10 protein-coding genes are annotated in these 11,419 nt (G+C 42.6%); 5 read left to right on the top strand and 5 right to left on the bottom strand.

The genetic code is table 11. The features are described from left to right. Positions 1-429: 429 nt before the first annotated feature. Positions 430-810: a cadherin repeat domain-containing protein gene (locus ACFOWS_RS07520; protein ID WP_379763316.1), complete on the bottom strand. Its 381-nt coding sequence runs from the start codon at positions 808-810 to the stop codon at positions 430-432. A gap of 507 nt (positions 811-1,317) precedes the next feature. Here ACFOWS_RS07520 and ACFOWS_RS07515 point away from each other — a divergent pair. After that, entirely contained in the window at positions 1,318-2,865 is a 1,548-nt protein-coding gene (locus ACFOWS_RS07515) for a ComEC/Rec2 family competence protein (protein WP_379763315.1), read from the top strand. Between the two features lie 128 nt (positions 2,866-2,993). Continuing rightward, positions 2,994-4,460, top strand: coding sequence for a T9SS type A sorting domain-containing protein (locus ACFOWS_RS07510; protein ID WP_379763314.1), 1,467 nt, complete (start codon positions 2,994-2,996; stop codon positions 4,458-4,460). 46 nt (positions 4,461-4,506) lie between these two features. Here ACFOWS_RS07510 and ACFOWS_RS07505 read toward each other — a convergent pair whose 3' ends face one another. The 4 genes from ACFOWS_RS07505 to ACFOWS_RS07490 all read right to left on the bottom strand — a co-directional run bounded on the left by ACFOWS_RS07505 (position 4,507) and on the right by ACFOWS_RS07490 (position 8,489). Then, positions 4,507-4,806, bottom strand: coding sequence for a hypothetical protein (locus ACFOWS_RS07505; protein ID WP_379763312.1), 300 nt, complete (start codon positions 4,804-4,806; stop codon positions 4,507-4,509). A gap of 267 nt (positions 4,807-5,073) precedes the next feature. Next, entirely contained in the window at positions 5,074-7,074 is a 2,001-nt protein-coding gene (gene ligA / locus ACFOWS_RS07500) for an NAD-dependent DNA ligase LigA (RefSeq protein WP_379763311.1), read from the bottom strand. A gap of 30 nt (positions 7,075-7,104) precedes the next feature. Further along, entirely contained in the window at positions 7,105-8,004 is a 900-nt protein-coding gene (gene prmC, locus ACFOWS_RS07495) for a peptide chain release factor N(5)-glutamine methyltransferase (protein ID WP_379763310.1), read from the bottom strand. Next, entirely contained in the window at positions 8,004-8,489 is a 486-nt protein-coding gene (locus ACFOWS_RS07490) for a GNAT family N-acetyltransferase (protein WP_379763309.1), read from the bottom strand. Before ACFOWS_RS07490 ends, prmC begins: the two co-directional genes overlap by 1 nt. Between ACFOWS_RS07490 and ribD the strand changes: the two genes are divergently transcribed. Genes ribD through ACFOWS_RS07475 form a run of 3 tightly spaced genes read left to right on the top strand, consistent with a single transcriptional unit; the run spans position 8,488 to position 11,029 of the window. After that, a complete protein-coding gene (ribD, locus tag ACFOWS_RS07485; RefSeq protein ID WP_379763308.1) occupies positions 8,488-9,570 on the top strand; it encodes a bifunctional diaminohydroxyphosphoribosylaminopyrimidine deaminase/5-amino-6-(5-phosphoribosylamino)uracil reductase RibD in 1,083 nt (360 codons plus the stop codon). The genes ACFOWS_RS07490 and ribD overlap by 2 nt on opposite strands. Continuing rightward, positions 9,563-10,165 carry an HAD family hydrolase gene (locus ACFOWS_RS07480; RefSeq protein ID WP_379763307.1) on the top strand — a complete coding sequence of 201 codons (603 nt, stop codon included), beginning with the start codon at positions 9,563-9,565 and terminating at the stop codon, positions 10,163-10,165. The genes ribD and ACFOWS_RS07480 overlap by 8 nt, the downstream gene beginning before the upstream one ends. Beyond that, positions 10,166-11,029, top strand: a complete 864-nt coding sequence (locus ACFOWS_RS07475; RefSeq protein ID WP_379763306.1) for an EamA family transporter — start codon at positions 10,166-10,168, stop codon at positions 11,027-11,029. It abuts the gene before it with no gap. Positions 11,030-11,419 lie beyond the last annotated feature (390 nt).

Below are 11,419 nucleotides of genomic sequence, written 5' to 3'. Positions count from 1 at the left end.
ACCCTGAACTTTGAACCCTGAACTTGAGACTTGCTCTTGATTCTTGGAATTTGGTGTTTGTTGATTTGTTGTTCAGTTACTTAGCTATTGAGTTACTTTCTCTTGTCTTTCCTCATTCGTCTAGGCTCTTGATTCTTACCTCTTACACTTGAGCTTGCTTTTAGGGTTTTAGAATTTGTTTTTGATAAACGCGCACCCAACCCCTCTCTGTAGGGGAGAAAACAACATTTAGAGGAAAAATTCTCTTAGTGGCATAGCCCTACCCGAATAAAATTTTACGAATGTCTTTCTTTACATAAAACACCAAATCTCCAACGAATTAATATATTGTAAGTGCATAATCAATCTGATAATTAATTCTGCAGTGACCACAACAAGTATCTTCTATAAGGTTGAAGCTTCTTCTGTACTTCGTGACTTTAAAGTTATTTATTCCGTGACATTGATAGTGACATCGGCATTCACACCAATGGAGCCATCATGAACAATGACTTTTAAGTCATGTGGTGAGTATTTACCAGAAACTAACTTTTTGCCAGGGGCCAAGCTCAGTTCTCCCTGCCTGGTAATTTCAAATAAGTCGTAACTATTCTTGTCAAGATAAAAGAGTAAGAGATCATCCTTATCCGCATCGGTAGCGGTAATCGTTCCAATTACATAGGTGTCGCTAATATTCGTGGAGACATTAAAAACGCGAGCTTCCATTACAGGGGCCGTGTTAGGAGGGGTTGAGGGACCATCTTCCTTACTACAGGAATTTAGTATACTCAAAAAAAATAGTGCGAGAATCATTAAATTTTTTTGTATCATGCTTTTAAAATTTATAAGGTAAAGCCTGCAAGTTGCCATTAGTTAAGAACTATTTGGGCAGGTAATTGACGAATGGGCCGTTTGGGTTGATGGATTTTGGTTTGAAGCCAGAAGTCAGAAGTCAGAAGTCGGAAGTCGGTGTTTGGAGTTTGAAGTTTGGGGTTTGGGGTTTTGTTGATTTGGTTATTGAGTTATTCGGTTATTTGTTGCTCCACTCTGAACTCCGAACTCTGCACTTGAGACTCGCTCTTGATTCTTGGAATTGAGTTATTGAGCTACTGTTTTGTGTCTTGGTTCTTTCGTCTTGCCTTTTGAACTTGAACTTGTTTTTGAAATTTGGGATTTGAAATTTCAAATAAAACCCATAACATTTCCTTTACATCACTCATGTTGAACCAAGTCAGAAATTTCGTATATTCGAGTTGGTTCTCTCCACCAAATTCCCCCATGCTTTTTTTCGGATTCTATAATCGTCCCTAGAAGAAAAAGGGATATAAAACCATCGCCATGAGCCAAACCTATGTCAACCTGGGCACGGACGGAGAGTTAGTCTACCTATACAAGTATGATGAGAATGATCAGGAACTGAAAAAAGCAAAACAGGTGCTTTGGGGCGATTGGTTAAAAGTAGATGACAATCACGATTATACTCATGTTGGACCGGGCTGGACGGCTATTATCTGGGCACCTAAGACCAAAAGGGAGATTTACTACATTAAAACTGAGCATACTTCCGACAAGATGCCTTTAGAAATCATTTTTTTGGACGTAGGCCAAGGGGACGGAGCCGTTCTCATCACCCCGGAAGATGACGAAAACGAAAAAATCATTGTGATTGATGCTGGTGAAGGCGGCAACATGGCAGCATTTCTCAACGGGCGGTTCAAAGCCTACCGTGGCTTCGATTTTGAAGCAGCGGTGATTACCCATCCAGACAAGGACCATTACCTAGGTTTCAAGGATATTTTTGCCAACCACGACATTGGCTTTAAAACGGTGTACCAAAACGGTCTTGTAGAGCGTCCCGTTAGCGGGACTTTTGAAAAACTGGGAGGTACTGTGCAGGACCCCATCACCGGTGATCACTACATGGAAAATTTGGCCATTGACAAAAGCGATATTGAAGCCCATTTTAGTGACAGTACCACTTTTGGAAGAAAAATGTTCCCACCTATTATGCACAACGCACTGAACAATCCCAAAGTGCTCGATTTTAAAATGCTTTCCATTGACCCCAATCACAGCGTGCATAAAAACGGAAGAGCATATATGCCTAATTTTGAACCTGTTGCTGGGCGAGATTACAGCATAGAAGTACTTGGCCCTGTAGTGGAATACGACACCAATAACAAACCGAGGCTCAAACGCATCAGTAGCAATTATGGTGAGACCAAGAACGGGCATTCTGTGATTTTACGGCTTCATTACGGCAAATACAAGGTGCTTTTTGGTGGAGACCTTAATGTTCCCGCGGAAAAATATCTGCTGCAACACTATTCCAAACTGGACTCTTTCCCACGACCTACGAATCCAAATCATGCCAAAATGTTGACCGAGTGTGCCCATTGGTTCAAGTCTGAAATCATGAAGGTGTGCCACCACGGTTCGGACAAGGTTACGGACGAATTTATGATGGCCGTCAACCCAGCATGCTTTGTAATTTCTTCGGGTGACCAGGAAGGACATGTACATCCACGCCCCGACCTTTTAGGTCGATTGGGCAAGTTTGGCAGAGGTGCTTCCCCTGTGATTCTTTCCACGGAACTGCAACGCTCCACCCGGGAGTTTGAAGACGAAAAACAAGTTGAGGAATTGAAAAAGAACGTGGATGAACTCGCTGCAGCTGAAGAACCTTCTGAAGAAATGATTAAGGCCATAAAAGACAAGATTTCTCATTTAGGTCGCACCAATGTGGATGTGTATGGTGCCGTATATTTAAAAACGGATGGCGAGCGATTGATCACCGCTTTTAAATTTGAGGAGCAGTCCGATAAAAAGAAATGGTTCTACTACGAGTACATCATCGATGACGATGGGGAACTGCATTTGTCATAGCATTGAAGTTCAACCCATAAGAAATTTGGTAACTCATCGAATTTTGTTAAAATATGTTAACCTATATTTTTATTTCTATGATTTTTTTAACATTTTTATAAGGTACTAAACTTTTTAACCCCACCTATATGAAAGAAAAGATTTCTACCCGACACCCCAAACCATTAACTTCTTTCCTTACTTTTTGCTTCGTTCTTATTGTCTCTGTAAGTTTTGGACAGTACAATGAAGCTTTACCAGCACCCATTAGTCAATTGACGGTAAACAGTAATGGTGATATTTATTGTGAAATCCACGCTAACGATGCCGCAGCATCGGTCCACCACAACATGGGAAAATCAAAAAATGCACTTTTGATAAATGGTAGCCAGAAATCGGCTTCCAATTCCAAAAAAGCTGCAACTGGCGCCACTATTTTTGTAGACTATTACAACGCTGACCCTAATCTTCCTGTGGAAGATTTTATCACGGCTGCCACGGCTTTTCAGTCAGCAGTGGATACTTGGGCCAGTCTTTTGTCCTCTGATGTTCCAATTTACGTGGCTGCTGTTTTTCAACCCCTGGATGAAGGGGTTCTAGGTTCCGCCGGACCAACCAGTATTTTTGCCAACGCCCCTGGATTGGAGCGCAACACGTGGTACGGAGATGCCCTTGCTGATAAGTTAACTGGAGAGGACTTGAACCCTACCTCCTATGATATTGTTGCCAATTTTAGCACCGTTTTTCCAAACTGGTACTACGGCACAGATGGCAATACCCCTTCAGGTTTTTATGATTTTAAGTCTGTTGTGCTGCACGAGCTCGGTCACGGATTGGGCTTTTTTGGCTCTTTGTTCGTAGACAATGAATCTGGTGTGGGAGACTACGGTTTTGGAATACCAAGTCCAGTATTTCCTGCCATTTATGACCGATTGGCCTACTCTGCGGACGGAAAGTCCATTCTAAAAGAAAACAAGTATGGAAACTTTACCACAGAATTGGGTGACTTGTTGCTTTCCGGACCCTTAACAGCAAAAGGCCCGCGCATCAAGGGAACAACAAAAGGAAAAGGAGCACAAATTTTTACCACTTTAGATTCTGATATTTTTGGTCCCATTCCGGGATTGACCGATGTTTGGCTACCGGGTTCCAGTTATTCACATTTGGATTTTGTTACATATGCAGGAGGCACCAATGGTCTTATGGTTCCATTTTTGTCCACAGGTGTTTCTTTTGATAACCCTGGTCCCATTGTACTTTCCATCTTTGACGATATAGGCTGGAATGGAAAAGTCAATCGTGAAATCCACGAAAGTCCTAATGCCGGTTCAGATGATGGTGATGACCCATCAGCCATTACTGAAAATGTGTTGGCGCTATATCCCAATCCATTCTCAAGTAGTGTGAACATAACTCTTTTAGAGGGGCGTTCCATTAAAAATGCCGTTTTAACCGATGCCGCAGGTTATAAATACAAAGTTCCTAAAGGGAAAATTGACGGTAATGAACAAGCCTTATTGGATTTATCAGGATTTAAAGGAAAATCTGGTTTGTATTTCCTTCAATTAATCTATGACGATAATTCCAGTGAAGTGGTTAAGGTTTTTAGACAATAGTAATCGCTATCCATATAACAGAAATGCCGGCTTGACCGGCATTTTTTTATAGGTTGGCTTCAACCAATGCTTTTAATTCTTCCCCAAATGAATAGTCCGGGAAAGGTTTGCCAGCCTGTCGGTACCAATAGCCCGCATTCCATTTATCCCCTTCTTTGCGGTGAAGATAAGCGTGAATCCAACTGCCCATGTCAGTGTGGATGTCCTGCGCAATATCGTGGGAAGCCTCCCAATCCCCCTTGGCATCGTGCCACAAAGCGCTAAGAGCTTCGGGCCAATCTTGAGGAGGTTGATTTAAACTTAACGTTTCTTGAAATGCTTGATAGGTTTTGGGTGTAATTTTCATGGCCCGACTAAAATATGAAAATTGGTTGTTGTTTTCCTTATATGGTTATTGAGTTACTCAGTTATTGGGTTATGTCTTGATTCTTTAACTTGAACTTGAACTTGTTTTTTGGAATTCGTTGATTTGGTTATTCGGTCATTTGTTATTCCACTCTGAACTTCGAATTCGGAACTTTGAACTCTGAACTTGAGACTTGCTCTTGGCTCTTGTTTCTTGTTTTTGATTATTGGGTTTTGGTAATTGTCAATTGATGATTTCATAATGCAATCACGACTGCAATTTTCCCAAAAACTCCTGTTCCGAAATAATGGGCACCCCTAAACTTTCCGCTTTGTTTTTTTTACTGGGGCCCATATTGTCGCCAGCCACAACAAAGGAGGTTTTTGATGAAATGGACGAAGCCACCTTTCCCCCATTGTCCTCAATCATTTTTTTAAGGTCGTTCCTGCTGATGGTCTCAAATACCCCAGAAACCACAAAGATCTGTCCTTTTAGTCTGTCGGTCTGATTTTCCAGTTGTTCCTCCGAAAGTGAGAACTGCAATCCGTAGGATTTCAACCGGTCCACAATTTCAACATTGGTGGGTTCTGAAAAGAATTGTATGACACTATCTGCAATCCGTTCGCCAATTTCATCCACCGCAATCAATTCTTCATGGCTTGCCACCATCAATGCATCAATATTTTTATAGGCCTTTGCCAACTTTTTTGCTACCGTCTCCCCTACATAGCGAATTCCCAAAGCAAACAACACCCTCTCAAAGGGGATGGCTTTGGAAGCCGCCACACCGTTTACCAGGTTTTCTGCGGATTTTTCCGCCATGCGCTCCAACGGAATAACATCTTCCTTGGTTAAAGTGTATAAGTCTGCATAATTGGAAATCAACCCTTCCTTGAACAGCAGTTCCACTGTTTCACTCCCCAGACCTTCGATATCCATCGCCTTCCGTGAAATAAAATGTTGGATTCGCCCCGTAATCTGAGGCGGGCACCCCGTATCGTTCGGGCAAAAATGTTGGGCTTCTCCTTCTTTCCGAATCAACTCCGTACCACATTCCGGACAATGGGTAATGTATTGGGTGGGAATGGAATCCATTGAGCGTTTTCTAAAATCAACCCCCATAATCTTTGGGATGATTTCACCTCCTTTTTCCACAAAAACGGTATCCCCAACCCGAATATCCAATTTTGCGATTTGATCAGCATTATGTAAGGAAGCACGCTTCACAGTGGTTCCAGCGAGCAAAACGGGTTCCAAGTTGGCCACTGGGGTAATGGCGCCCGTACGTCCCACTTGGTAGGTAATCTCATTTAAGACCGTGGTGGCCTGTTCCGCCTTGAACTTATAGGCCATGGCCCACCGGGGAGATTTAGCCGTATAGCCCAGTTCTTCTTGGTGTTGAATATTGTTCACCTTCACCACAACCCCATCAGTTTCATATGGTAGGTTATGCCGATTGACATCCCAATGCTCCACAAACTGCATCACCTCTTCTGTGGATTTGCATAATTTGGCCACTGTTGGGACCTTAAAACCCCACGAGCGGGCTTTTTCCAAAACCTCAAATTGGGTAGAAATACCTAGATTATTACCTGCAATGCTGTACAGGAGACACTCCAACGGCCGTTGGGCAACCAAGGCGCTATCCTGCAGTTTCAAACTTCCCGAAGCTGTATTTCTGGGATTCATATAAGGTTCTTCACCCGCTTCAATCCGCTCTTGGTTCATTTTGGCAAAACCTTCCAGGGTAAGAATGATTTCTCCTCGAATATCAAATTTTGGAGGGTAATCTCCTTTTAGTTGGAGCGGAACTGACTTTATCGTTTTAATGTTATTGGTTACATCATCCCCTTGAAACCCATCGCCACGGGTAACTGCCCGCACCAGTTGGCCATTTTCATAGGTAAGGCTGATGGAGGCCCCGTCATACTTCAACTCACAGGCAAATTCAACCTCTACATCGCCCAAAATACGCTGGATGCGTTTTTCCCAATCTTGTAAATCCTCCTTGGAATACGAGTTGTCCAAGGAATACATGCGGTGCTCATGAACTACTGTCTCAAAATTCTTTGTGACCATACCGCCCACACGCAAGGTTGGTGAGGTAGCGTCATAAAACTCAGGGTGTTTTTGCTCCAGTTCTTGGAGTTCCTTGAGCTTCATGTCAAACTCATAGTCGGAAATGGAAGGTTGGTCCAACACATAATAGTTATAGTTGTGCTCACGGAGCTCATCCCTTAAAGAGCGTATCTGTTGTTCAATGTTCATATTTTTTATTTTTCAAGATGAAAAACACCCCTAAAGTCCCTTCAAGGGGACAGTTGCTTTAAGCATTCGGTCGTTCCCAAAAAGGTCTTTTCGCAGTTCAATTTCCGAAAAATTATGGGCTTTCAAAAGACCTTTGGTCTCCACTCCCAAATATTGGTTGATTTCCAAATACAAACTTCCCTTTTTCTTTAAATGTCTTTTGGAAAATTGGGCAATAGCCCGGTAAAAAAGCAAAGAATCTTTATCTGGCACGAAAAGTGCCGCATGAGGTTCATATTCCTTTACATTTTTTTTGATTTTTGACTTCTCCAACTCCCTGACATAGGGTGGATTGGAAACGATGAGGTCAAATTCAAGTTCAAAGCCAAGTTCAAGTTCAAGTTCAGGGTTAAGGATATCCTGTTGAATAAAAGTGATGTCCACTTGGTTGTTTTTGGTGTTCTCTTTTGCCACTTCCAAGGCTTCTTCGGAAACATCCAAAGCGTAAACCTTCGCCTGCGGAAGATATTTGGCCAAGGCAATGGCAATACACCCACTTCCAGTACCAATATCCAAAATGGTGACTTCAGATTTCTGATTTCTGATATCTGACTTCTGACTTTCGGTATCATCCAAAATCCATTGCACCAATTCTTCGGTTTCAGGTCTAGGGATAAGCACATTTTCGTTGACCTTCAGTTCAAAATCCATAAAATGGGCCACACCCAAAATGTATTGCAAAGGGCGTTGTTGTTTTAATTGGGAGAGGGCTTCAAACAACGGCTGTTCCTCTTCCTTGGTCAGTGTGAGTTCGGGCCGAACCGCCAAAACAAAGCGTTCCAGTTGCAAATAATGCTCCACACAGCGATAAAAAAAGGCATCGACCTCCTCTTTTGGAAATAAAGCATCTAACTCCGTATGGAATATGTTTTTGATTTCCCGAAGCAGCATTACAATTTTTTAAGCATCCAAACCGGACAAGAGTAGTGTCCCGTATTGCCCATGGGGGCATCAATATATTCAAACCCATTTTTTTGATAAAGCTTTTGGGCAGCTTTCATATAGGTCATGGTCTCCAAATAACAGGCTTCAAACCCAAATTCCTTGGCTTTCTCAAGACAAACTGAGATCATCTGCGAACCGATTCCTTTACCCCGAGCCTCTTCCAGAAAATACATTTTTTGAAGTTCACAGACATTACCTTCGTAATTCTGCAGTTGGGCAATTCCCGCGCAACCAATGATTCGTCCTTGGTATTCCACCACAAAATAGGTGGATTTGGGCACATTGTAGGCAGCATACATGTCATTCAATGCTTTGTCTTCATAAGCAGTGCCCACCTTGGCAATGCCCATATCCTCAAACACTTTTCTGATAACTTGGGCCACTTGGGCATTATCTTTAGGTGTGATTTCGCGAATCACCGTATCCTCCATGTTGCGTTTATTGTTCTATTTTTGCGAGGTGAATATACACCAAAAATACATCCTTAGGAGCATTGAACTGGGCAAAAAGGGGCTTGGCTCAACAGCTCCTAATCCCATGGTCGGCTGTGTGATTGTTCACAATGAAAAAATTATTGGGGAAGGCTACACGAGTCCGTATGGCGGCCCACATGCCGAGGTGAATGCGATTAATTCTGTAAGGGACAAAAGTCTACTGCAGGAAGCCACCCTGTACGTAACTTTGGAACCCTGCTCGCATTACGGAAAAACGCCACCCTGTGCCGACTTAATCCTTGCGCACAAGATTCCCGAGGTGGTCATCGGCATAAAAGACCCTCATGACAAGGTGGCCGGAAAAGGCATTGAAAAACTGGAAGCTTCAGGTTGCAAAGTCACCATAGGCGTTCTTGAGAATGAGTGTCGGGAGCATTTGAAGCGTTTTTTAACCTATCAACAGCAAAAACGGCCCTATATCATTCTAAAATGGGCTGAAACCGCCGATGGCTTTATCGCTCCAGACCCCAACATGAGAAAAACCAACCCAGAACCTTTTTGGATAACGAACCCTTATTCCAAACAACTGGTTCACAAATGGCGAAGTCAGGAACAGGCCATTTTGGTGGGTACCAATACGATGTTAGAGGACAATCCAAAATTAAACACTCGCGAATGGGCCGGGAAAAGCCCGATTCGAGTGGTGTTGGATAAAGACCTGAAAATTGGTTCACATTTTCACGTGATGGACCGTTCGGTTAAAACCTTGGTGATAACTCAAATTGAGGAAAAGTCTAAGTATTTTGATGGAATTAATTATGAAATGATTGATTTTTCCAAACCAATTGCGGCGCAAATTTGTGCGATTTTGTACCGCCATTCCATTACCTCTGTTATTGTTGAAGGAGGAGCACGGACCCTTCAAACTTTTATGGATGCAGGTTTGTGGGACGAAGCCCGAATTTTCAAGGCTCAAAAATTCTTTGCCAAAGGCATAGCGGCACCCCGTATTCTAGGAAAGCTTCGGAGTGAAGAATCCATTTTATCGGACACTTTATACATCTACACCCATGATTAAAAACATTATTCTGGATTTTGGCGATGTGCTCATCAATTTGGACAAACCAGCTACGGCACGGGAAATGTTGAAATTTGGCTTTAGTGGAATAACCCCTGAGTTGGACAGCTTGTTCAAAGATTATGAAAAGGGATTGGTTTCGTCCGACCATTTTCTGGACACCGTTTCAAGGCAATTTCCACAGGCCAGTAGAAGCGAGTTACGGAATGCGTGGAACGCCATCTTGCTCGATTTCCCAGAAGAACGATTGACGTTTCTTGAAAATTTGGCTGCAAAAAATCAATATCGACTCTTTTTGTTGAGCAACACCAACGACCTTCATATTGAACATGTGAAAAAACAGATGGGCATGCCACGGTTCAATCGGTTTAAGAATGCATTTGAAGTATTTTACCTCTCCTATGAAATGGGAATGCGCAAACCGGATGCCGAAATTTTTGAATTCGTGCTGGACCAAAATCGGTTAACCGCTCATGAAACGTTATTTGTAGATGATGTGAAGGAGAACACGGATGCAGCCTCTAATTTGGGCATTCATGTTTGGAACTTGCAAGTGGGTCAAGAAGATATCACACAACTAAACCGATTCTTATAAATGATTGCTCTAGCCCTCAGCGTTCTCAGTTCCACCCTCATTTTTGTGGTCTTTAAACTGTACGATGTCTACAAGGTGCAAACCCTATATGCCATTGTAATGAACTACATCGTTGCTTGTGCCACCGGATTTTTCTTGTACGATGGTTCGGTTGAGTTTGGGCAGTTGTTTAACACCTCATGGTTTTGGGGGCCAATTTTAATGGGAATGCTTTTCATCACCATTTTTAACCTGATGGCCAAAACCGCACAGGTGTCTGGCGTATCGGTAGCTTCGGTCGCTACAAAGATGTCATTGGTGATTCCTGTGATTTTTGGTATTTGGTTGTACAATGAAAGTTTATCATGGATTCAGGTTGTCGGTATCGCTCTAGCGTTGGTTGCAGTATACCTGGCTTCCTTGAAGGAAAAACACATCGTGATTAACCGAAAAGACCTCTTACTTCCTTTTTTGGTATTTCTGGGGTCGGGTATCATTGACACAAGCATCAAATATTTTGAAGAACTGCACCTGACCGATGCGGAGGTGCCCATTTTTTCTTCCATGATTTTTGGCTGCGCCGCATTGTCCGGACTTATTTTTATTGGTATCCAGTCTAAAAAAACGCCGGTTAAGGCCAACTTCAGAAATGTTTTGGGAGGAATTGCCCTAGGGGTACCCAATTATTTTTCCATTTATTTTTTGATTATTGCGTTACGTTCTGATATGCTCAGCAGTGCGGCTATTTTCACGTTGAACAATGTGGCCATCGTCATGGCATCCACACTGACGGGGATTTTATTGTTCAAAGAACGATTGACCCTCAAAAACTGGGGCGGTGTGGTTTTGGCCGTTTTGAGTATTGTTTTAGTGGCACTTTTCTAATTTTCAACTCCCCTCTCGAGAGGGGCTGGGGGTGTGTTTTTGCAAGTACAAGCTCAAGTTCAAGTCTCAAGTTCAGAGTTCAGAGTTCAGAGTTCAGCAACAAATTCCAAGCACTAAAATCCAAAAAGCACAAAGAGATTTCTCGACTGCGCTCGAAATGACATTAACGGCTAAACGGTCATTTCGACATGAGATGCAAAGCATCGATTGAGAAATCCAACGCCTGAAATTCAAGAATCAAGCTCAGGTTCAAGTTCAAGAATCAAGACACAAGACATTAGCTCAATAACTGAGTAACCTAATAATCCAATAAGAATTCGTGTAAATTCCTGCCTGCCGCAGGCAGGGGTGTAATTAGTGTCAAGATAGAGATTCTTCATTCACTTCGTT

Source organism: Flagellimonas marina, from assembly GCF_042651185.1.
In the GTDB taxonomy this organism is placed as follows: Bacteria; Bacteroidota; Bacteroidia; order Flavobacteriales; family Flavobacteriaceae; genus Flagellimonas; species Flagellimonas marina.
The sequence above is the reverse complement of the archived record's forward strand: the minus strand, read 5'-3'. Positions and strand labels throughout refer to the sequence as shown.